General features: G+C 70.3%; 21 protein-coding genes and 1 pseudogene. 5 read left to right on the forward strand and 17 right to left on the reverse strand.

Annotated features, from left to right (window positions below; translation table 11 throughout):
• Positions 1-12 precede the first annotated feature (12 nt).
• Positions 13-756, forward strand: a complete 744-nt coding sequence (locus DWB77_RS08195; RefSeq protein WP_120720616.1) for a hypothetical protein — start codon at positions 13-15, stop codon at positions 754-756.
• On the opposite strand, the gene DWB77_RS08200 is transcribed toward DWB77_RS08195, so the two are convergent.
• The 8 genes from DWB77_RS08200 to DWB77_RS08235 form a co-directional block, all read right to left on the reverse strand.
• On the reverse strand, positions 753-1,985 hold the full coding sequence (locus DWB77_RS08200) for a cytochrome P450 (RefSeq protein ID WP_120720617.1): 1,233 nt from the start codon (positions 1,983-1,985) through the stop codon (positions 753-755). The genes DWB77_RS08195 and DWB77_RS08200 overlap by 4 nt on opposite strands.
• Before the next feature lie 11 nt (positions 1,986-1,996).
• Positions 1,997-2,770 carry an alpha/beta fold hydrolase gene (locus tag DWB77_RS08205; RefSeq protein ID WP_120720618.1) on the reverse strand — a complete coding sequence of 258 codons (774 nt, stop codon included), beginning with the start codon at positions 2,768-2,770 and terminating at the stop codon, positions 1,997-1,999.
• Between the two features lie 115 nt (positions 2,771-2,885).
• Positions 2,886-3,488 carry a hypothetical protein gene (locus tag DWB77_RS08210; RefSeq protein WP_162952471.1) on the reverse strand — a complete coding sequence of 201 codons (603 nt, stop codon included), beginning with the start codon at positions 3,486-3,488 and terminating at the stop codon, positions 2,886-2,888.
• A 118-nt stretch (positions 3,489-3,606) separates the two neighbouring features.
• The gene (locus DWB77_RS08215; RefSeq protein ID WP_162952472.1) at positions 3,607-4,101 is read right to left on the reverse strand and encodes a hypothetical protein; all 495 of its coding nucleotides are present in this window, start codon (positions 4,099-4,101) and stop codon (positions 3,607-3,609) included.
• Positions 4,098-5,636, reverse strand: a complete 1,539-nt coding sequence (locus tag DWB77_RS08220) for a sensor histidine kinase (protein ID WP_246033459.1) — start codon at positions 5,634-5,636, stop codon at positions 4,098-4,100. Before DWB77_RS08220 ends, DWB77_RS08215 begins: the two co-directional genes overlap by 4 nt.
• Positions 5,633-6,322, reverse strand: a complete 690-nt coding sequence (locus tag DWB77_RS08225; RefSeq protein ID WP_120720622.1) for a response regulator transcription factor — start codon at positions 6,320-6,322, stop codon at positions 5,633-5,635. The genes DWB77_RS08220 and DWB77_RS08225 overlap by 4 nt, the downstream gene beginning before the upstream one ends.
• Positions 6,323-6,386: 64 nt before the next feature.
• Complete coding sequence (gene murJ, locus DWB77_RS08230) at positions 6,387-8,030, reverse strand: murein biosynthesis integral membrane protein MurJ (RefSeq protein WP_120720623.1); 1,644 nt, start codon at positions 8,028-8,030, stop codon at positions 6,387-6,389.
• Positions 8,027-9,187: a lipid II:glycine glycyltransferase FemX gene (locus DWB77_RS08235; protein WP_120720624.1), complete on the reverse strand. Its 1,161-nt coding sequence runs from the start codon at positions 9,185-9,187 to the stop codon at positions 8,027-8,029. The genes murJ and DWB77_RS08235 overlap by 4 nt, the downstream gene beginning before the upstream one ends.
• Before the next feature lie 223 nt (positions 9,188-9,410).
• Here DWB77_RS08235 and DWB77_RS08240 point away from each other — a divergent pair, with 223 nt between their 5' ends.
• Together DWB77_RS08240 and DWB77_RS38790 are read left to right on the forward strand one after the other, a co-directional pair.
• On the forward strand, positions 9,411-10,625 hold the full coding sequence (locus tag DWB77_RS08240) for a L,D-transpeptidase (RefSeq protein ID WP_120720625.1): 1,215 nt from the start codon (positions 9,411-9,413) through the stop codon (positions 10,623-10,625).
• A gap of 2 nt (positions 10,626-10,627) precedes the next feature.
• Positions 10,628-10,871: pseudogene (locus DWB77_RS38790) on the forward strand (acyl esterase); the annotation flags it as partial.
• Between the two features lie 55 nt (positions 10,872-10,926).
• On the opposite strand, the gene DWB77_RS08250 reads toward DWB77_RS38790, so the two are convergent.
• The 8 genes from DWB77_RS08250 to DWB77_RS38405 all read right to left on the reverse strand — a co-directional run bounded on the left by DWB77_RS08250 (position 10,927) and on the right by DWB77_RS38405 (position 17,872).
• Entirely contained in the window at positions 10,927-11,811 is an 885-nt protein-coding gene (locus tag DWB77_RS08250) for an amino acid ABC transporter permease (protein ID WP_120720626.1), read from the reverse strand.
• Positions 11,808-12,452 carry an amino acid ABC transporter permease gene (locus tag DWB77_RS08255; protein ID WP_120720627.1) on the reverse strand — a complete coding sequence of 215 codons (645 nt, stop codon included), beginning with the start codon at positions 12,450-12,452 and terminating at the stop codon, positions 11,808-11,810. Before DWB77_RS08255 ends, DWB77_RS08250 begins: the two co-directional genes overlap by 4 nt.
• 7 nt (positions 12,453-12,459) lie before the next feature.
• On the reverse strand, positions 12,460-13,365 hold the full coding sequence (locus tag DWB77_RS08260; RefSeq protein ID WP_120720628.1) for a glutamate ABC transporter substrate-binding protein: 906 nt from the start codon (positions 13,363-13,365) through the stop codon (positions 12,460-12,462).
• A gap of 19 nt (positions 13,366-13,384) precedes the next feature.
• Positions 13,385-14,128 carry an amino acid ABC transporter ATP-binding protein gene (locus DWB77_RS08265; RefSeq protein ID WP_120720629.1) on the reverse strand — a complete coding sequence of 248 codons (744 nt, stop codon included), beginning with the start codon at positions 14,126-14,128 and terminating at the stop codon, positions 13,385-13,387.
• A 143-nt stretch (positions 14,129-14,271) separates the two neighbouring features.
• On the reverse strand, positions 14,272-14,706 hold the full coding sequence (locus DWB77_RS08270; protein ID WP_120720630.1) for a DUF6278 family protein: 435 nt from the start codon (positions 14,704-14,706) through the stop codon (positions 14,272-14,274).
• Between the two features lie 77 nt (positions 14,707-14,783).
• Positions 14,784-15,563 carry an exodeoxyribonuclease III gene (locus DWB77_RS08275; protein ID WP_120720631.1) on the reverse strand — a complete coding sequence of 260 codons (780 nt, stop codon included), beginning with the start codon at positions 15,561-15,563 and terminating at the stop codon, positions 14,784-14,786.
• Positions 15,564-15,593: 30 nt separating this feature from the next.
• Entirely contained in the window at positions 15,594-16,232 is a 639-nt protein-coding gene (locus DWB77_RS08280; RefSeq protein ID WP_174248523.1) for an MBL fold metallo-hydrolase, read from the reverse strand.
• 44 nt (positions 16,233-16,276) lie between these two features.
• Positions 16,277-17,872 (reverse strand): alpha/beta fold hydrolase, encoded by a 1,596-nt coding sequence (locus DWB77_RS38405; RefSeq protein WP_246033460.1) that lies wholly within the window; start codon positions 17,870-17,872, stop codon positions 16,277-16,279.
• A gap of 259 nt (positions 17,873-18,131) precedes the next feature.
• Here DWB77_RS38405 and DWB77_RS37665 point away from each other — a divergent pair, with 259 nt between their 5' ends.
• Positions 18,132-18,644, forward strand: a complete 513-nt coding sequence (locus DWB77_RS37665; protein WP_162952473.1) for a hypothetical protein — start codon at positions 18,132-18,134, stop codon at positions 18,642-18,644.
• Between the two features lie 196 nt (positions 18,645-18,840).
• Positions 18,841-19,206: a hypothetical protein gene (locus tag DWB77_RS08290; protein ID WP_162952474.1), complete on the forward strand. Its 366-nt coding sequence runs from the start codon at positions 18,841-18,843 to the stop codon at positions 19,204-19,206.
• A 356-nt stretch (positions 19,207-19,562) separates the two neighbouring features.
• Here the strand turns inward: DWB77_RS08290 and DWB77_RS08295 are convergent, their stop codons facing one another.
• A complete protein-coding gene (locus DWB77_RS08295) occupies positions 19,563-21,344 on the reverse strand; it encodes a CAP domain-containing protein (protein ID WP_162952475.1) in 1,782 nt (593 codons plus the stop codon).
• Positions 21,345-21,611: the final 267 nt, after the last annotated feature.

Raw genomic sequence — 21,611 nt, forward strand, 5'->3', positions numbered from 1 at the left:
GCATGCGCGCACATGAACGACGACGTACGCAACATCGTCCTCGGCGTGGTGGCCGCCGGCATCAGCGCGGCCTGCGGCTGGCTCGGCCGCACCTATCTGTGGCGGCGCGGGCTCCGCCGTCGCCAGGCCTTCTTCGGGCTGCCCACCCACTCGCAGTGCCTGCTCGTCGTCAACCGCGACGCGGCGCGCGAGGGCGCGGTGCACCGCTTCGACGTCTTCGCCCTGCTCGAACTCGCCTCGCTGATCAAGGATTGCGGGGCGCACGCCCAGATCATCCAGCACGATCTCGCGCAGCAGGGCTTCGGCGAGCGCACCGAGTTCTGTCTGGGCGGGCCCTACTCCAACCGCCGGATGGCGGCCCACCTCGCCTCCCTGCTGCCCGGGGTGCGGATGAACGTGGACGCCGAGCCGGGCCCCGACCGCGGCGCCTTCCAGATCGGCTCCGAGCGCTACCGCCTGGAGAACGGCGTCGTCGAGTACGTGCTCCTGGCCCGGGTCACCCCGGCCGAGGACTCGCGTCCGGTGTTCCTGTTCTGCGGCCAGTCCGCGATCACCAACCAGGCCGCCACCCGCTATCTGGCCCGCAACGCCGAGAAACTCGCCCGCAAGCACGGCAACGGCTCGTTCTGTCTGCTCCTCAAGGTCGTCAACTCCCATGCGTACGGGCCCGATGTGGTGGAGCTGGTCGCCGATGTGACCCGGGCCGCGCAGCAGCCGGTCCCGCCGGTCCGGACCTCGCACCGCGCTTCGGGTTAACTCACGCGTACATCAAGGGATTTGACGCCGTTGATGAAGTTGGAGACGAGCCGGCGCGGCGGCGCGGCGAGTTCCGTGCGGGGCAGCACGCGCAGCGCCTCCTCGTGCAGCACCCTCAGTTGTAGTCGCGCGAAGGGCGCGCCGAGGCAGAGGTGCGGGCCGTCGCCGAACGAGACGTGGGGGTTGGGGCTGCGGGCCAGGTCGAGGCGGTGCGGGTCGGTGAAGACGCGTTCGTCGTGGTTGGCGGAGGCGTGGAAGACGACGACCTTGTCGCCGGCCGCGACGGGCTGCCCGGCGAGCACGGTGGCGTGGCCGGCGGTCCGGCGAAAGCTCAGCACCGGCGGATGCCACCGCAGGAGTTCCTCGATCGCGACGTCCACCGCGACCTGGCCGTTGGTCAACTTGGCGCGCTCATGCGGGTGTTCGGCCAGGGCCAGCAGTCCGCCGGGGGCGGCCGCGCGCACGGTGTCGTTGCCGGCCACGGTCAGCAGGAAGAAGAACATCTCCAGCTCGGCGTCGGCGAGTTCGGCATGGGCGAGCGAGGTCATGAGGTCGTCGGCCGGCCGCTCGCGTTTGTGAGCGGCGAGCTCCTGGGCGTACCCGAACATGTCCGCCAGCATCGCGGGAGAGCGCGGATTGACCGGCCGCCCGTCGGCGCCCAGGACCGGCGGCTCGTCCGGGTCCTGGTAGGCGATGACCCGCTCGGTCCACTCCAGCAGGAGCCCCCGGTCGCCCGGCGGCACCCCGAGCAGATCGGCGAGGTTGAGCAGGGCGTAGTCGTCGGTGACGGCGGCCACCAGGTCGACCACCCCGTCCTCGGCCTGGTCGCGGGCCCGGGTGAGCAGCGCGCGGGCCCGCTCGCGCACCAGCGCCTCGAACCGCTCGATGCGGCCCGGGGTGAAGGCGCGGCTCACCAGGCGGCGCAGGGAGCCGTGGTGCGGGGGGTCCTGGTTGAGCATCATCCGGCGGATGAACGGCAGGTCCCCGGGGTCGGGGTCGCGGATCTGGGTGGCGCCGAGCGTCGAGGAGAAGGTGCCCGCGTCCTTGAGGACCGCGACCACGTCCGCGTGCCGGGTGACCGCCCAGAAGCCGGGCCCGGCCGGCCAGCCGAGGACCTCGGGTTCGGCCTGCCACGCGACCGGGTGGTGGTCGCGCAGCTCGCGGTAGGCGGCGTGGGGCGGCCCGGCGGCGTACCGCCGGGGGTCGAAGACGTCGGGGAGCTCAGCCATGGCGCACGGGGTCAGACATGGTCGGCCCGCAGGAAGTCCTCGACGGTACGGATCAGCTCCAGCGGTGTCTCGTCCATGGCGTGGTGGCCCGCGAAGGGCAGCTCGACGAGCTGGCCCGCCGGGTACCAGCGCAGCCAGGTACCGCGCAGGAACTCGGCGTTGATGGCGGGGTCGAGGGCGCCGCACACCGCGAGCGCGGGCACCGGGGAGCCCTCGGTCTCCTCGTGGAAGTCCTCGCCCGACCAGGAGTCGAGCCAAGCGCGGAACGCCTTGGGGTCGCTGCGCTCCACCGAACGCCAGGTCATCCGGTCGAGCCAGGCGTCGGGGCGGTTGCCACCCGTAGTGAGGTCGATGATGGCCCGGCGCTTGGCCGGGTACTCGGCGGCCTCGGTGAACAGGGCCCGGGTCTCCTTGTCCATCGGCATGCCGCTGGCCGGGACCGGCGATATCCCGACCATCCGCCGCACCCGGTCGGGGGCCGCGGCCAGGACGCGCTGGACCACGGCGCCGCCCATGGAGTGGCCGATCAGCGAGAAGCGGTGCCAGCCCAGCCGGTCGGCGAGCGCCAGGACGTCCAGGGCGCCCTCGCTCGTGGTGAACGCGCCGGAGGCGTACCGGGCCTCTCCGTAGCCGCGCAGATCGACGAAGGCGTAGGTGAAGACGGCGGCGTCGAGGTCGGGCAGCACGGCGGCGTAGTCGCCGCGGTCGGCGAGCCAGCCGTGCACGGCGACGACCCGGTGGGGGCCGTCGCCGTGGAGGGTGTGGGGCAGCGTGAATCCGGCCATGGGCACTCCGATTCCGGGCAGCGGTCGTCGGCGTACGTGCTCGCGGTGGTGCTGTCGGCGTGCGAGACGTACGCGTACACGGTGGCGGTCGCCCTGCCACGAGGCAAGAAGCCGGTCAGAACTGCCAGGGGCTGTCGGCCGGTTCCGCCGTACGGTCCTCGACGATCACCTCGGCGGGAGCCAGTCGCCGCACCGCGTCGAGCATGTCGGTGGCGTCGAAGTCGAAGATCTGCTCCTCGAAGCAGAGCCCGTGCGCGCCCTTGGTCCGGCCGAGCACGGGCGCGAGGCGCCGGTACATCGAGCGCGGGTGGCTGAGGTAGGGCAGCGCGGGCGAGCGCAGGTCCACGACGAGGAAGCGGCGCACCTTCGCCCCCGTGCGCACGGCGACCGCGCTCACGACACGCACCTCGTCCCAGTCGGTGCGGCCCGCGAGCCAGGTCGGCAGCCGCACGGTGAACGCGTCGGCGTCCACGTCGAGCCGGAGCGGGCGCAGCAGATAGCCCGTGAAGGTGACCGCGGCGAACAGGAGGAACAGGCCCATGACGGCCATCACGCGGCCGGCGACCACTCCGTTGGGGCCCTCGAAGACGGCGGCCGTGGTGTCCGCCCAGAGGACGGCGGCCCCGATCGCGGTCAGCGGCACCCAGATCAGGGCGCGCCGCAACCGCAGGACGGTCGAGGCCGCGGCGGGCCGCGTCGCGTCGGCTGAATTCTCCACAGGGATCTCCACGGGGTTCTCCACAGCCAGAGCTTGGTCTCTCGTGGAGCCGGACGCCAGGGGGTTACCCAGGGGTTTACTGAATCGAAGTCAACGCCTGGGGCAGGCCGCGCCCTCCTCAGGTCGGGCACGTCAGCGGGCTCAGCGGGCTCGGCCCTGCGGTGCCGTTGATGGTCACCCTGCGTTCCCGGTCCCTCACCACCGTCCGCAGGGCGGTGCAGGCGATCTGCCGCTGGGCGAGGGGGGTCAGACGGGATACGTCCTGGCCGAGCACGACCGTCACGGTGCTCCCGCTCACGCTCATCTTCAACGCGCCCTGGGCGGGCGGCAGTTCGGTCCCGAGGCCGGCCGCCCGCTCGTCCTGGTTCGGGCCCGCGAAGAGCAGCGGCAGGGGCGGCCGGGGGGCACCCTCGCGCACCACGGGCATCAGCCCGTCGGGCCCCGTGAAGTAGAGCACGGTCGAGTCGTCGCTGGGCGGCATGGCCTGTGCGCTCGCCGGGTCGCCCACCGCGATCACGTCGGTGGACTGGATGCCGCAGCCCGCCGCGAGGAGACCGGCGGGCAGCAGCGCGAGCGCCGCCACCGCGCGGGCCCCCGCGCTCACGGGCCTCATCGAGCCGCCTCGCCGGCCTCGGTGGCCCCGGCGGCTCCCGCGGCCTGGGCGGCCTCGGCCGCTTCCGCCGCTTCCGCCGCTTCCGCCGCTTCCGCCGCGAGCAGTCCGGTGGGGAGCTCGACCGTGAAGAGGGCCCCGCCGCCCGGCCCGTTCGTCGCCCGCACCGTGCCGCCGTGCAACCGGACGTTCTCCTGGGTGATGGCGAGGCCGAGGCCGCTGCCCGCCGAGCGGGTACGGGCCGCGTCGGCCTTGAAGAAGCGGTCGAAGATGTGCGGCAGTACGGCCGCGTCGATGCCGGGCCCGCCGTCCTCGACCTCCACCACCAGCGGCCCCTCGCCGACGGCCGGACGCAGCCGTACGGTCACCGGCTCGACCCCGTGCCGCAGGGCGTTGCCCACGAGGTTGGCCATTACGATGTCGAAGCGCCGTGGGTCGATCATCGCCCTTACTCCGTCCGGGAGTTGGGTACGGACGCGGTCCTGCCAGTGCCGTCGCTGGAGGGTCTTGCGGATGGTCTCGGCGACGTCGACCTCGTCGGGGTTGAGCTCGGCGGCCTTGGCGTCGAAGCGGGAGATCTCCATCAGGTCCTCGACGAGGGTGGCCAGCTTGCCGGTCTCGGCCGAGATCAGGCGCACCGCGCGCGCCGTGTCGGGGTCGAGCCCGTCGGCGTCCTCGTCCAGCACCTCGGTCACGGCGAGCATCCCCGCCAGCGGGGTGCGCAGTTCGTGGCTGACGTCCGAGGCGAAGCGCCTGGCCCGCGCCTCTGCCTTCTGCAACTCCTCGACGGATCGCTCCAGTTGCTCCGCCGACTCGTTGAACGTCCAGGCCAGGTCGGCGAGTTCGTCCGACCCCTTGACCTCGATCCGGGTGTCGAGTCTGCCCTTGCCCATGCTGCTGGCGGCCCGCCGCAGATCGCGCACCGGCCGCAGCACACTGCGCGCGGCGAGCAGCGCCGGCACCACGGCGACGGCGAGGGCGGGCAGCGCGCCGTTCTTGGCGGCCGAGACCATCGCCTGGATGGTGACGCTCTCCGTCCTGAGGTCCATCACGGCGTACAGGTACACCCCGCTGTGCTGCTCGCTGGAGCCGCGGTCGAACATCACCGGCATGCCGATGGTCAGATAGGGGGTGCCGTCCTGGATCACCCGCTGGAACGAGCCGTGCGCGTTGGCGTGCGTCTGGTTGCGCAGCTCGTCGGTGATCACGGTGGAGGTGGGCCGGCTGGTGGAGGAGGCGCGCAGGGTCCCGTACTCGGCGAACACGAACCACGGGTGCGGCTTGCCCGCCCTGGCCAGGCTTCGGCACGCGTTCTGGAGGGCCGCGGCGGAGGCGGGCAGCGCGAAGTACTCGTTGGCTATCTGTTCGCGGAACTGCTCGACGGCCTGGTCCTGGGCCTGTTTGAGGATGGCGGAGCGGGCCGACTGGTAGGTGAGGGCGGCGGTGGTGAGCGCGCTGACCGCGGCCACCAGCAGGAACGCGGCGATCAGCCGGGTGCGCAGTCCGGGGCGCAGGGAGCGGCGGACCGGGAACCTCACAGCGGCCCGAAGCGGTAGCCGAAGCCGCGCACGGTCTGGATGTAGCGGGGTGCGCCGTCGGGGCCCGCGGTGTCGCCGAGCTTCTGGCGCAGCCGCCGCACACACGCGTCGACCAGCCGGGCGTCACCGTGGTAGCTGTGCTCCCACACCGATTCCAGGAGCTGCTGACGGCTGAAGACCTGCTCGGGCGAGGCCGCCAGGTGCAGCAGGAGCTTCAGTTCGGAAGGGGCGAGAGCGAGGCGTTCGCCGTTCTTCGCGGCGGTCAGACCGGCCCGGTCCAGGGCGAGTTCACCGTGGACCTCGGGGCCACCGCGGGTGACGGGGTCGGCGAGGCGGCGCAGTACGGCGCGGATGCGGGCCTCGATGACCTCGGTGCGGGCGGGCTTGACGATGTAGTCGTCGGCGCCTGCCTCCAGGCCGATCACCACGTCGAAGTCGTCGCCGCGCGCGGTGAGCATGATGATCGGCAGCTGGCTGGTCTCGCGTATCCGGCGGCAGACCTGGACGCCGTTCATGCCGGGCAGCATCAGGTCGAGCAGCACCAGTTCGGGGTGGAAGGACGTGAGCGCTGCGAGTCCTGCCTCGCCGGTCCCGGCCGTCAGCACCTCGTGGCCGCGGCGGCGCAGCCCGAGTTCGACCCCTTCGCGGACGGAGGGGTCGTCTTCTATGAGGAGCACGCGGGGCATGGTCGTCAGTATCCCAACCGTCTCGATCGTCCTGTCACCGGGCTCGATGCCTTCCGCTCTCCTGTCACCGGGCTCGATGCCTTCCGCCGCCGCGCACCTTGTCGAGCACGGCGTCGAGGCCGGTGAGCCCGAGCGGGCGGGCCAGCAGGGCGAGCACCACGACGAGCGCCACGACTCCGGCGGCGGCCGCCGCGACGCTGCCCAGCGGGTCGAGGGCGCGGGCCGCGACGTAGGCGAGTGCGCCCGCCGGCAGGCATCCCAGGAGCAGCCGGACATGGGCGGCCACGGCCTGCGAGCGCAGGAGCGGGCCGCCGCCGAGCCTGCGGTTGAGGGTGTACGCGGTGGCCGCGAGGCCCGCGAAGAGCGCCACCGTATAGGCCCCGGCGATCCCGGTGACCGCCCAGCGCGGGGAGAGCGTCACGAAGGCGACGACGGTGAGGCCGGCGTTCACCGCGGCGATGACGAGGTTGAGCAGGAACGGGGTGCGGGTGTCGCCGAGCGCGTAGAAGCCGCGGGACAGCACGTATTGGCCGGAGAGCGCGATCAGGCCGGGCGCGAACGCCATGAGCATGCCCGCCATCACCGTGATGTCGGCGGCGCCCGTCCTGCCGTACGCGAAGACGGAGCCGAGGATCCAGGGCGCGAGGGCGAACAGGGCGCAGGCCGCGGGGACGATCACCGCGGCACAGGTCCGCACCCCGTAGGAGACATCGGCGCGCACCCCCGCGAGGTCGCCGTCCGCGAAGGCGCGGCTCATCCGGGGCATGAGCGCCGTGACCAGCGACACGGTGACGATGCCGTGCGGCACCATCCAGAGCACATACGCGTTGGTGTACGCGGTGTATCCCGCTCCGCCGGCCACGCCGAGCGCATCGGCCCGGGCGCCCGCGGTGGTGGCGAGCCGGGTCACCACCCAGTACGCGAGCTGGTTGGAGACCACCAGGAGCACCGCCCAGCCGGCCGACCTCAGCGGTCGGCCGAGCCCGCTGCCGCGCCAGTCGAACCGGGGCCGCCAGCGAAATCCCGCGGAGCGCAGCGAGGGGACCAGGGCGAGGGCCTGGACGGCGATGCCGGCGGTGGTGCCCCAGCCGAGCAGCTGGGCGTCGCCCGCGCTCAGCGTGCCCCCGCCATCGGCGGCGATCGCCAGATAGAGCCCGAACACCGCGATGACGACGAGGTTGTTGAGGACCGGGGTCCACATCATGGCGCCGAACCGGCCACGCGCGTTGAGGACCTGCCCGAACAGCGTGAACAGGCCGTAGAAGAGGATCTGCGGCAGGCAGTAGCGGGCCAGCGCGGTCGTGAGGTCGGCCTGGGCGCCGGTGTAGTCGGTGTACGCGCCGACGACCAGCGGGGCGGCGAACACCGCGAGCGCGGTGACGGCGACCAGGGCGGTCGCGCAGGCCGTCATGAGCCGGTCGGTGTAGGCGGCGCCGCCGTCGGCGTGCTCCTTGGCGGCGCGCACCAGCTCGGGCACGAAGACCGCGTTGAGGGTGCCGCCGATGAGGAGCATGTAGAGGATGTTGGGGACGTTGTTGGCGACCGCGTATCCGTCGCCGAGCAGCCCGACCCCGAGCGCCGCCGCGACCACCGCGGAACGGACGAAACCGGTCGCGCGCGAGACGACGGAGCCCGCCGCCATCAGCGCGCTGCTGCGCATCAGGCCCGCGCTCCTGGCCACGACGGCCTGCGGTGCGGTCGCCGTCATCGGCGGGCCAGATAGGCCTGGAAGGCCCGGTACAGCGCGTTGTTGGCGGTCCCGCCCATGGACGTCTCCCACTCCCCCAGCGTCTCGACGACCTGTCCCCCGGTGCCGAGCTTCCAGCGCAGGAGGCCGTAGGGCCGGTCCCGCGGATCAAGAGTGGAGGGTACCCCGCGCATGTCGTACACCTCGGCGCCCCGTGCGTGGGCGTCCTGGATCATCTGCCACTGGAGCGCGTTGCTGGGGCGGACCTCGCGGCGGTGGTCGGCGGAGGCGCCGGTCTGGTACCAGACCTGCCGCCCGACCGTGATCATGGTGTGCGCGGCGAGCACCTCGCCCTGGTGAACGGCGAGGCAGAGCCGCATCCGGCCCGTACGTTCGGCGTTGAGGGCCGCGTACTGGCGCTGGTAGTACGCCAGGGAGCGGCCGAGCCGGAAGCCGTCGCGCTCCTCGGTGATCTTGAGGAGCCGGTAGAACTCGGGGAGGTCGTCGGCTCCGCCGGTGACGATGCGTACCCCCGCCTTCTGCGCGGTGCGCACGTTGCGCCGCCACTCCTGGTTGAACCCGGCCCACACCTGCTCGGTGCCGCGGCCGGCCAGCGGCAGCCGGAAGACATGGCGCGGCTGTGCGTCGGCGTCCCCGTCGTCGTCACCGCCGCATCTCTTCCAGCCCCGGGTCCGCAGGCGTTCGGCGACGGCGGAGCCGAGCGGGTCCACCTCGGTAGCCAGCACGTCGCCGATCCTGCGGCCCGCCCCTGTGCCGGCCTTGAGGCGGGAGGCGTCCCAGCGGCGGTAGGCGGGGGTGGGCCCGATCCGTACCGCGAAGGCTCCGGCTCTGCGCAGATGCCGCAGCAACGGGTCGAGCCAGCGGTCCATTTCGGGGTGGGACCAGTCGGTGACCGGGCCGTCCGGCAGATAGGCGAAGTATTTCCGGGTGCCGGGGAAATTCCGGTAGAGGATCTGCGCGGCGCCGGTCAATTCGCCGCCATCGAAGGACCAGCCGACCCTTTCGGTGGTCCATTGGTCCTTCACATCGGCCCACGAGGGACATTGCAGAAAGCTGACGTCGGCGCGGCCCGCGAGAAAGGAGCGGTACTCCTCGGTGCTGAGGGCGCGAACCCCGGCGTCCTGGTCTCGGTCGTCGGTCACCAGCAGTGCGGACACGTCCGTGGCCTCCCAAGTGCGCCCCGTCGTCGGTTTTCAGGGGGTTCACAGGATGTTCACAGCGGTCCATGACGGGTTGGCGCGAGGTGTGTGACGGGACGATGACCGTTTCTCTGCGGTCCTCGTCACACACCGGATTCCCCCTTTTCGGGCGCGCCCCGCAACCTAAGGTCCCGATGGTGACTCTCACCTGTGGAGAAGAATTCGCAACGGAGGTTTCCAGTTGAGCCGCATACGCCGCCACGCCCGGTTTAATCGTCCGGCCCCTTTCGCCGCCCTGGCCGGAACGGCGGTTCTCGCCGCGGCACTGACCGCCTGCGGGGGTGGTGACTCCTCGTCCGGCGACGCCAAGTCGGACCTCAAGCCCCAGAAGAAGATGGAGATCTCGGTCAATCTGACGGGCAGTCAGGCAAAGGCGGGCCAGCCCGTGAAGGTGACTTTGGCGGACGGCACGCTGAACGGCGTCACGGTCACGGACGCCAAGGGCGGCACGCTCGGCGGAAAGGTGTCGCCCGACGGCAGGACGTGGACCTCGGACCGGGTGGCCGCGCCGGGCACCTCGTACACCGTCGAGGCCAAGGAGGCCAAGGGCGCGACGGCGAAGGCCGAGTTCGCCACGGCGGCAGCCGGCAAGGTCAACAAGGTGAGCATGGTGCCCGGCAAGGGCTCGACGGTGGGGATCGGCCAGCCCGTGTCGATCGTGTTCGACAACCCGGTCAAGAACCGGGCCGAGGTGGAGAAGCACCTGAAGGTGACGGCCTCCGACGCCACCGAGGGCTCCTGGGGCTGGATGCAGGACTACTCGGGCAAGGACCGGGTCGACTGGCGTCCCAAGGATTACTGGAAGTCCGGCACCAAGGTGACCCTGGAGGCCGATCTCAACGGGATCGACTCGGGCACGGCGGGCGGCTGGTTCGTGAAGGACTACAAGAGCGACTTCACGATCGGGAAGAACCAGGTCGCCAAGGCCGACCTCGACAACCACCGCCTCAAGCTGTACCGCGACGGCCAGTTGGTCAAGGACATCCCGATGTCGGGCGGCACCCCGGGCGGCGACAAGGCGTCCTGGCGCGGCAAGACCGTCCTGATGGCGAAGGAGGGGACGATCAACATGAACTCGGAGACCGTCGGCCTCGGCAAGACGTACGACAAGATGGTCGACTACTCGATGCGGCTGACCTGGTCCGGGATGTACGCCCACGCCGCGCCGTGGAACGACCGGTGGTTCGGCTCGGCGAACATGAGCTCGGGCTGCATCGGCATGAGCACGTCGGACGCCAGGTTCGTGTACGACACGGTCCAGGTCGGCGACCCGTTCGAGATCGTCGGCGACGACGCCAAGGGGACCCAGGCCCTCAACAACGGCTACGGCGAGTGGAATCTGAGCTACGACGCCTGGAAGGCCAAGAGCGCCCTCACGGACACCACGAACCACTGACGGTTCGTAGAACCGCCCATCGTGCTCCCCCATCCACCAAGGAGAGCGGCACCCTCGTCGCCTACCTCCACGACGTGGGGCCGCTCGGCCTCGGCGAGCCGGTCGGCAACGCCTCCCGCGCCTTGCGGCACCGGTGGACACCGTCGACCCGCTCTCCATCGAGCACAACCCGCTCGGCGCGCAGCTGACCTTCTCCTCGCCCGCGTCGGACCCTCGTCTCCGACGGTCCCGCTCCGCGAGAAGTGATCACCGGCTGCTGCCGGGTGGGTTCCTGCCCCTCGGCTACCGCTCTCCCAAGGACCTAGCGTCCAGGGGGAACCCCCCTTGGCAGCAGCGTCCCTGGTTCGGCCGGTGCGACGTCCACGGCCTCCGTCTTGGGATTGCGCTTCTGTCTCCTGGCCATCCAGGTGGCGAACCAGGAGAGCAGCATGCACATCCCGATGTAGATCGGCGAGATCACCATCACCACGGGGATGAACGGCAAATCGTAGTCGAGATTCGACGCGATGAGCTTCCCCGCGTGCAGAAACTCCTCATAGGTGATCAAGAAGCCGAGCGAGGTGTCCTTCAGGGCGACCACCAGCTGGCTGATGATGGTCGGCAGCATGGCCCGGATCCCCTGCGGGACCAGCACGTACGTCATGACCTGCGTCTTGCGCATGCCGAGTGAGAATGCCGCCTCCTTCTGGCCGCGTTCCACGGAGTTGACGCCGGTTCTGAAGACCTCGGCGAGCACCGAGCCGTTGTAGAGCGTCAGCCCGGCCACCAGGGCGGGCAGCGGCTGGACCTTCAGCGCCACGAAGATGAAGAAGATCATCACGAGCACGGGCATCGCGCGGAAGAACTCGACGAGCAGGGTCGCGATCCAGCGCAGCGGCCGGTGGTCGGAGAGCCGCCCGGTGGCGAGGACCGCGCCGAGCGCGAGGGAGAACACCGAGGCGAACGCGAAGGCCCGCAACGTGTTGCCGAGCCCGCGCAGCAGGAGGTCCTGGATGCCCCGGTACTCGAACGGCGTCCACTTCGCGGAGGTGAACTGGTCGGTGTCGAAGAGGAGATACACGAGCCAGCCCACGAGCAGCAGGATCAGGGCCGTCGAGATCACCCCGTACACCAGGTGCCGCTGCTGGGTCCTGGGCCCGGGAACGTCGTAGAGGGCGGTGGCTTCCTTGGCCAGTGGCGCGGTCATCGGGCGACTCCCCAGCGCTTCTCGAGGATGTTGAAGACGGCGCTGATGAAGAGGGTGATGATCAGATAGCCGATCGCGATCCAGACGAAGGTCCAGATGATGTTGTAGCCCAGCTCGCTCAACGTCTTGTACGTACCGAGGAGTTCGGTGACGCTGAACGCCCCGGCGATCGCGGAGTTCTTCGCGAGTGCGATCAGGGTGGAGCCGACCGGCGGGATCACGGACCGGAAGGCCTGCGGCAGCACCACCGTGGACAGCGTCTGACCGAAGGTCATCCCGAGGCTCCTGGCCGCCTCGCCCTGGCCGCGGGGCACGGTGTTGATGCCGGAGCGCAGCGCCTCGCAGATGAACGCGGAGGTGTAGCAGCCGAGCGCGATCACCGCGAACAGCTGGAAGGGCAGCACCAGTCCGAAGCGCGGCAGGCCGAGCAGCACGGCGAAGAAGAGCAGCGTCAGCGGGGTGTTGCGCAGTACGGCCACCCACACCGTGCCGAGCGCCCGGAAGGAGCCGACCGGGGAGACCCGGCAGGACGCCATGACGAAGCCGAGCACCAGCGCCAGCACCGAGGCGTAGACGGTCAGTTCGACGGTGCCGAGGAAGCCCTTGCCGTACAGCGAGAAGTTCTTGGTGAGTACGTCCATTGCGGCCTCAGCTCGCCGGGTAGCGGTCGATGGGCGGGGCGGGGGCGGCCGGGCGGCCGGACAGGCCGAGCGTGGCGGCGTACGCCTTCTTCCAGTCGCCGTTCTTCTCGTGGGCCTCGATGGCGTCGTCCAGCGCGAAGCGCAGCGTGTTGTCGCTCCGGGGCACGCCGACGCCGTACGGCTCCTTGGAGAACGGCTTGCCGACGACCTTGAGCTCGTCGGGCACCTTGGCCGCGTAGCCGCTCAGGATGGTGTCGTCGGTGGTGACGGCGGCGACCTGGAAGGTGAGCAGGTTGTCCACGCACACGGAGTAGGTGTCGTAGGCGACCATGTCGACCTTCGGGTAGTCCTTCTCCATCCGCTGAAAGGGGGTGGACCCGGCGGCCGAGCACACGCGCTTGCCCGCGAAGTCCTGGGGCGCGGTGAGGCCGTTCTCGTCCGTGCGCACCAGCAGCCCCTGGCCGGCCAGGTAGTAGGGGCCCGCGAAGCCGACCAGCTTCTTGCGGTTGGCGTTGATGGTGTACGTGCCGACGTAGTAGTCGATCTGGCCGTTCTGGAGGGCGGTCTCGCGGTTGGCCGAGGCGATCGTCTTGAACTCGATGGTCGCCGGGTCGAAGCCGAGCGAGGCCGACATCATTTTGGCGATCTCGATGTCGAAGCCGGTGTAGACGCCGGTGGCCGGGTCCTTCTCGCCCAGGTAGGGCTGGTCCTCCTTGGCGCCGACGACGAGATGGCCGCGGTTCTTGGCCCGCCGCCACACGGAGGAGTCGGGGAGGCTGATGTCCTTGGCGACCGCGTAGTGCGGCAGCAGTTCGGCCTTGGGGCCCTTCACCGGCGGGCTGCCCGACTTGCCGCAGCCGGCCACGGCCAGGGCGAGCAACAGGGCGGCGAGCGCGCGTCGTGTGGCCATCATCGTTGCGTACACCCCCCGTTCAGTGCTTGAGGATCTTGGAGAGGAAGTCCTTGGCCCGGTCGCTGTGCGGGTTGGTGAAGAAGTCGTCGGGGGTGCGGTCCTCGATGATCCGGCCGTCCGCCATGAACACGACGCGGTTGGCGGCGGAGCGGGCGAAGCCCATCTCGTGGGTGACGACGACCATGGTCATGCCCTCGCGGGCGAGCTGCTGCATGACTTCGAGGACCTCGTTGATCATCTCCGGGTCGAGCGCCGAAGTGGGCTCGTCGAAGAGCATGACCTTGGGGTCCATGGCCAGCGCGCGGGCGATGGCCACGCGCTGCTGCTGGCCGCCGGAGAGCTGGGCGGGGAGCTTGTCCGCCTGGGCGGCGAGGCCGACCCGGTCCAGGAGCTCGCGGGAGCGGCGGTCGGCCTCCTCCTTCTTGCGGCCCCGGACCTTGATCTGGGCCAGCGACACATTGGCGAGGACGGACTTGTGCGCGAAGAGGTTGAACGACTGGAAGACCATGCCCACTTCGGCCCGGAGCCGCGCCAGGCCCTTGCCCTCGTCCGGGAGGGGTCTGCCGTCGATGGCGATGGAGCCGGATTCGATGGTCTCCAGACGGTTCATCGTCCGGCACAGCGTTGACTTGCCCGAGCCGGACGGGCCGATGACCACCACCACCTCCCCGCGGCCGACGGTGAGGTTGATGCCCTGGAGGACGTGCAACTTCCCGTAGTGCTTGTTGACGTCACGCAGCTCGATCAAGGGATCGACGGCCATACGCTGTCCTGCCCACTCATCGCTGTGTCGAGGTCAGCGCAAACTATCCAGCCCGGTAAGGGACTTCACCTCGACACGCACGAATAGGGCATAAACCGTATTTTGGCCCCGTGGGCCCCGGGGGCGTCCGCATGCCGCGGGGATCAGGCCTCGGAGGCCTCGGCGTAGACCTGGAACAGTTCGGGGGCGCCGGTCGTCGCCCAGGTCAGGCCCGCGTCCACGACGTCGATCTCGCGGCCGGAGGCGAGCCGCACCACGGGCCGGCCACTGGGCCACACGTCCCAGCCGGCGCCCGCAACGGTGCGGACGATCACGGTGCCCAGATACAGGCCGGCGTCGTTGCCCAGCCAGGGCAGCTCCTCCGGGTCCTCGCGCCAGCGCGGCGGCAGCTGGTCCAGCGCCTCCAACGAGGCCGGGGAGTCGTCGAGTTCGAGCTTGCTCTGCCAGGCCCGGGTCCGCAGCAGCTCGCACTCGGAGAGCAGCGCCGCGACGCCCTCCGGGTCTTCCCTCATGGCGTCGTAGACCGACACCCCGTGCGCCGCCGAGTGCCGCTTGCGCCAGTTCTGGAGGAAGTTCATACGATCCAGACTCCCATTCGACGGCTTCGTCGCACTACAGGGCACGCGGGGCGGTCGTCAACCCCGGGCGGCAGGCCTCAGACCGACAGGTCCACGACGACCGGGGCGTGGTCGGAGGCGCCCTTGCCCTTGCGCTCCTCGCGGTCCACGTAGCTGTCCTTGACGGCGGTGGCGAACGGCTCGTTGCCGTAGACCAGGTCGATGCGCATGCCCCGGTTCTTGGGGAAGGCCAGCTGGCGGTAGTCCCAGTACGTGTACGGACGGTCGTACTTCAGCGGGCGGGGCACCACGTCCGACAGGCCCGCCTCGCGCAGGGCGGCGAGCGCGGCACGCTCGGCGGGGGTGACATGAGTGAGGCCCTCGAAGACCGCCGGGTCGTAGACGTCCTCGTCGGTGGGGGCCACGTTGTAGTCACCGAGGACCGCGAACGGCCGCGGGCCCGCGGCGTCCTCGGCGACGGCCGCCTTCAGCGCCTCGAACCAGGCCAGCTTGTACGTGTAGTGGTCGTGCGCGACCTCGCGGCCGTTGGGCACGTAGACCGACCAGAGGCGGACCCCGCCACATGTCCCCGAGATCGCGCGGGGCTCTTGCACGCCCTCGTACTCCGGGCCGCCGGGCAGGCCGAGCACGATGTCGTCGAGGCCGACCCGGGAGATCAGGGCCACGCCGTTCCACCGGCCGGTGGCGTTGACCGCGGACTCGTATCCGAGCTCGCGCAGCTCGGCGGCGGGGAAGCCCTCGGCGGTGGTCTTGGTCTCCTGGACGCACAGCACGTCCGTGCCGGAGCTCTCCAGCCAAGCCAGAAGACGGGGCAGCCGAGCGGTGATCGAGTTGACGTTCCAGGTGGCGATGCGCATGGATCCCAACCTACCGCCCGGCTCTGACACTCACAGCTGCGTCGAGTCCCCCGGGCTCAGGCGGCCGTGCTCGGCGCCGCCGAGGCCGCCGATCTGCGAGTCGTAGATCGGCCGGGCGAGGTCGGTGAGGAGGGCGTCGTGGATGTCGATCGCGCGGCGCGGCCCGACCTCGCGTACGTAGTCGATGACCTCGGAGATCTTGCTCCAGGGCGCCATCACCGGAAGCATCAGGGTGTCCACGGCCCGGTCGGGGACGGTGAGCGCGTCGCCGGGGTGGAAGACCGAACCGTCCACCAGGAAGCCGATGTTGGTGATGCGGGGGATGTCGGGGTGGATCACCGCGTGCAGCTCGCCGTACACCTGGATGTCGAAGCCGGCCGCGCTGAAGGCGTCCCCGTGCCCGACCGTGTGGACGCGCCCGGGGAAGGCCGCCGAGACCTTCTCCGCGACGCTGCGCAGGGTCCAGATCTCGGCGGCGGGGTTGGCTTCGAGGCCTGCCCGCAGCCGCTCCTCGTTGAAGTGGTCGAGGTGCTCGTGGGTGACCAGGATCGCGTCGGCGCCCACTGCCGCGTCGCTCTCGCTGAACGTACCCGGGTCGATGACCAGGGTCCGGCCGTCCTTGCTCAGCTGGACGCAGGCATGGGTCTTCTTGGTCAGTTTCAGGCTCATGATCCCATCTTGCTCCCGACGGCCCGGACCGGAACGGAATTCGCTCAGCCGCGCGGGGCGGTCTCCTCCCGGATGACCGCGCCCGCGACCCGCACCGCGGCGCTCGCGGCGGGAAGCCCGCAGTACACGCCGGTCTGGATCAGCACTTCCTCGATCTCGGCGGGGGTGAGCCCGGCGCGCAGCGCGGCCCGGGTGTGCGCCGCGAGGTCGTCGAGGTGGCCGCCGGAGGCGAGCGCGGCCAGGGCCACCGCGGCCCGGGTACGCCGGTCGAGGCCGTCCCTCGACCACACCTGGCCCCAGGCGTGACGGGTGGCGAGCTCGTCGAAGCCGGCGCCGAAGGCATCGGCCCGGGCGGTCTCGGCGTCCACCGGGGCGCCACCGAGCACGTCCCGCCGGATCCGGAGGCCGAGCTCGTACGGGTCGGGGTGCGGGGAGGGGGCGGTGGGTTCGGCGGGGGCGGGGGGTTCAGCGGGGTTGCCGGGTTCGGCGGGGGCGGTGGGTTCAGCGCGGCTGCCGGGCTCGGCGGGTTCGCTGGGTTCGCCGGGGGCCGCCGACTCGGCCGGGGGCTCTGGGGTGGGCGGGGCGAGGAGGCCGAGGGGTTCGGTGGGTGCGGGGGGCGGGGCGATGGGGCCCGGGGAGGCGAGGGGGGTCGGGGTCCCGAAGGGCCCTGGGGCGGGGAAGGCGGCCGGGTTTGGGAAGGGGGTCGGGGTTGCCACGGGCCCCGGGGCCGGGAAGGGGGACGGGTTGGCGAAGGGGGCCGGGGTCGCCACGGGTCCCGGGGCCGGGAAGGGCGCTGGGGGCTCGGAGGACCCGGAGGGTGTGGTGGTGGCGGACGGCGCTGGGGGCGGGGGCGGGGTCTCCTGCCAGGCCGTCGAGAAGTGGTGTACGAGGAGGTCGGTGACGGCGGCCGGCTGCTCGACGGGGGCCAGATGGGAGGCGCCCGGCACCACGGCGAGGCCGGCGCCCGGTATGCCCGCGACCAGGGTGCGGGCCTCGCCCGGCCCGGTGACCCGGTCCTCGGCGCCGACCAGGGCGAGCGTGGGGACGGCGATGCGCCCGAGATCGGCGCGGATGTCGAAGGCGGCGAGCGCCTCGCAGGCGGCTATGTAGCAGGCGGGGTCGGTGGTGCGGACCATCTGCACGGCCCACTCCACGATGGCGGGCTGGGCCGCGGCGTAGGCGGCGGTGAACCAGCGCTCGGGCGCGGACCGCGCCATGGGGTCCATGCCGTTGGTGCGGACGACGACACCGCGCTGGCGGTACTCGTCGGCGGTGCCGAACCGGGCCGAGGAAGCGACCAGGGCGAGCGAGGCGAGCCGGTGGGGGTGGCGCAGGGCCAGATCGGCGCCGATCGCCCCGCCGATGGAGCAGCCCGCGTAACCGAACCGCTGGATGCCGAGCCCGTCGAGGGTGGCGATGAGCCGGTCACCGAGCTCGGCGACGGAGTGGGCCGGCTGGGCGGGGGCGCCGCCGTGCCCCGGCAGGTCGAACCGCAGCACCCGCCAGGTGCCGGCCAGCTCGGGTATCTGGCGGTCCCACATGTGCCAGGTGGTACCCAGTGAGGGACCCACGACCAGGACCGGAGCGTCTTCCGGCCCGTCAACGCGGTATTGCAAGGTGTTCTTCGGTGTCTCGCTCACCTGCCCGACCCTCTCATCTCTCACCTTCACTCCTACCGCCAGGGTCAGAAGGTCTGAGGGGACGCAGGTATGGGCGCCACAAGACATCACCCCCGTCACCCCCGTCGGCCTGCTGGCCCTGCTCTCCACTCCGGTCGGCTCCCCCGAACACTGGGGCGAGCAAGTCCTTGAGCGCGCCCTGCTCGCCCGCGCGCACACCGTCGCCGACCGTGGGCGCCGGCCGAACTGATCGCGGTTACGGAAGGATCCGTCCACGAACTTGCTGACGGGCGTGTGGCTGCGTGCGGCGGCGCGCGCCGAACAGGGCCTGGAGCTGACGGAGTTCGAGGACGGTCTTCTTGCCCCGTTCCTCGATGTGTTGGGCGAGCAGGACATCTTCGCACTGGGCCGGGTGTACCGGGAGCAAGTGGCCACGGCGGGATCGGCGGCCACGGTGCCGCGGTCAGTGAGCGAATGGAGCCTGAAGGACGGCTACACCGTCGAGGAATACGCCCGTTCGGCGGCCGAGGTCGGAGAGCGAGCGATGGCTCAGCCCAACGTCGCGGTCATCGACCGGGCAGGACTACGGCACGAGCAGGAGCGCCGGGACAGTGACGAGTTCCTGGCCGCAGTTGGGCCACGGACTGCGCCGCCTCCGCCGCGTCCTTCGCCGGCAAGCTCTACGTCGCCCACCGCAGCTACGCGGACGCCCGTCTCCATCTCGGCAACCACACCGACAACACCGCCCTCCAGCCCAGCAGCACCTGGCGCGCCACCACCGGCTCCGCGCTGACCCGCCACGACGAGGGTCTGGCGCTCGTCCATCGCGGCGGCTCCAGGCTGCGCTACGCCTTCGCGCAGCAGCCCACCAGCTGGGGTCGCGCGGCCGACATCCCCGGCACCGAAGACAGCCTCGACGAGCCCGCCCTCGCCCTCGCGACAACGCCCCGCACCTGATGTACCTCACCGCGCCCGCCAGCGTTCTGCACATGCGCGCAGACGGCACGCTCCGCACCAGCGTCTACCAGGGCACCCAGAGTCAAAGCTTCAACCTCATCCACCAAGGCGGCGACGGCTCCACTGGAATCCGCAACAAGTACCACGACCGCGTCCTGAACCTGAGCCGCAGCGGCCAGGCCACCGCCGTCTTCTACAACGGCACCGCCGGCCAGAGCTTCACGATCCTCGACCAGCCCGACGGCTCCAAGCGCATCCGCAACCCGTATCACGACCTGTTCGTCGCCCTGTACCCCGACGGCCGGGTCATCGGCGAAGCCGAGAACCACTCGCCCTACCAGCGCCTGACCCTCGTCTGCCAGGGCGACGGGTCCCAGGGCATCCGCGTCCTCCCGTAAGACCCCACTCTCCAGAGGGCGACCCAGCCAGGCCCCCTCCGCAGAACGCGCCGACGAGGCGGCCGATCAGACCGCACCCGTCGTAGACCAACCAGACGCAGGGGCCACACGTGTGCCCGGAGGGCTCTCGCGACCGCGTCAGAACATTGCGGTCGGGTTGGGCCACCGTTCCCTCCGGGCCCGACTTCAAGCTGCCCCTCACGGCGCGCATCTCGCCCTCGTGTTCTGCCACTTCGGTCTTTCGAGGAAGGCACCGGCGCGGATCGGTGCGGGCGCCGAATGGGTGTGGGCGGGTACGGACGTCTCGGGTGGAGAAGTCCGAGCCCGCCGACACGTCGGCCGGGACGCGGACTGGACTATTGCGATGTCGGGAAGGTCGGCGGGCCGAATGCGACCGGGTCATGCCAGGGCTGACCACTAATCACCCAGGCCACGTTCAAACGGCCATTCCTGTCGACGGCCAGCGCCGTCAACTGACTGTCCGACTGCTTCGCCATCGTCACAGCAGCACCCGGCTGGAAACTCGCCGGTCCGAATGCGACCGGATCATGCCAGGGCTGACCACTGATGACCCAGGCCACGTTCAAACGGCCATTCCTGTCCACCGCCAACGCCGTCAACTGACTGTCCGACTGCTTCGCCATCGTCACAGCAGCACCCGGCTGGAAACTCGCCGGTCCGAAAGCGACCGGATCATGCCAGGGCTGACCACTAATCACCCAGGCCACGTTCAAACGGCCATTCCTGTCGACGGCCAGCGCCGTCAACTGACTGTCCGACTGCTTCGCCATCGTCACAGCAACACCCGGCTGGAAACTCGCCGGTCCGAAAGCGACCGGATCATGCCAGGGCTGACCACTGATGACCCAGGCCACGTTCAAACGGCCATTCCTGTCCACCGCCAACGCCGTCAACTGACTGTCCGACTGCTTCGCCATCGCCACAGCAGCACCCGGCTGGAAACTCGCCGGACCAAACGCAACCGGATCATGCCAAGGCTGACCACTAATCACCCAGGCCACGTTCAAACGGCCATTCCTGTCCACCGCCAACGCCGTCAACTGACTGTCCGACTGCTTCGCCATCGCCACAGCAGCACCCGGCTGGAAACTCGCCGGACCAAACGCAACCGGATCATGCCAAGGCTGACCACTAATCACCCAGGCCACGTTCAAACGGCCATTCCTGTCCACCGCCAACGCCGTCAACTGACTGTCCGACTGCTTCGCCATCGCCACAGCAGCACCCGGCTGGAAACTCGCCGGACCAAACGCAACCGGATCATGCCAAGGCTGACCACTAATCACCCAGGCCACGTTCAAACGGCCATTCCTGTCCACCGCCAACGCCGTCAACTGACTGTCCGACTGCTTCGCCATCGCCACACCGGCACCGGACATGGAGGACGGCTTGGGCGGTGGAACCGGGCCACCACCGCCGCCTGGGATCGCCTGCTGCCCGTCGTTGTTGCCTGCGGCGAGGTAGCGGCACACCAGGATCCACCCTGTACTGCCCGCTACGGGCACGCCTTCCTTCACACCACACCCGATCGACGTGGTGAGCGATGCAGGGGACATCCACACCATCTGCGAGTAGTGACCCCAGGCATGGAAATTGGTTCCGGGCGCTGCATTGATGTTGACGGAGGCGTTGTTGTCAGCGTCGAACTTGGACTTTTCGGCCGGCCAACTGAAGCTCACCGAGGGGTCCAACGCCATCATCGGACGTGCCGGGCCGGGGAAGGCATTGAAGAGGTTCTCCCCCTCGTCGCCGTTCGTGGCACGGCTGCTGTGGTGGAGTGCACCGCCCTGACTGGAGCCAGGATCATCGGCCCAAGCCTGCGCGTCACAGGCGAGCTTGGGGTTCCATGCCACAGAAGTCACCGAAAGGCTGGGGTTGTACTTCTTGACGGCCTCCTGGCGAGCGTCATTATGGGCTCGGACGATGGCTGCGGCATCAGCGGCGGTTATTGCCGACCCCGTGCCGGATGGCGCGGTGGACGAGGCGCAAGTGGGAGCCTTCTCATCGGCGCCGGGAAGCTGCGCGCCGGGAAGCTGCGCGAAGGCGACCGGTGCCGGAATCACCATGATCAGGCCACACATGATCGCTGCTGCTCTTGCAAGGAATTTCGGTCCCATCGGAACCTCCGCCGATGTGGATGTCATTGATGGACCGATGAGGGGAACCCGTGCTTTGGCTCGCCCCGCACCGCCCCGACGTGTCTGACCTCGGCGGAGAGATCTCCGTTCGCCGAACATGAGTCATGGCGCGCCGGATGGTGAGACAACTGTCCCCCGTTCGGCGTATCCCGGCTCGCCCACCCCTCGCCGATTGCTGCATATGGGTGATATTTGCAGTCTGGGCTTGTAGTCATCACTGGAATTGGCTATAGGGCGACCTGGTGG

Origin of the sequence: Streptomyces hundungensis (genome assembly GCF_003627815.1) — a bacterium.
Taxonomy (GTDB): Bacteria; Actinomycetota; Actinomycetes; order Streptomycetales; family Streptomycetaceae; genus Streptomyces; species Streptomyces hundungensis_A.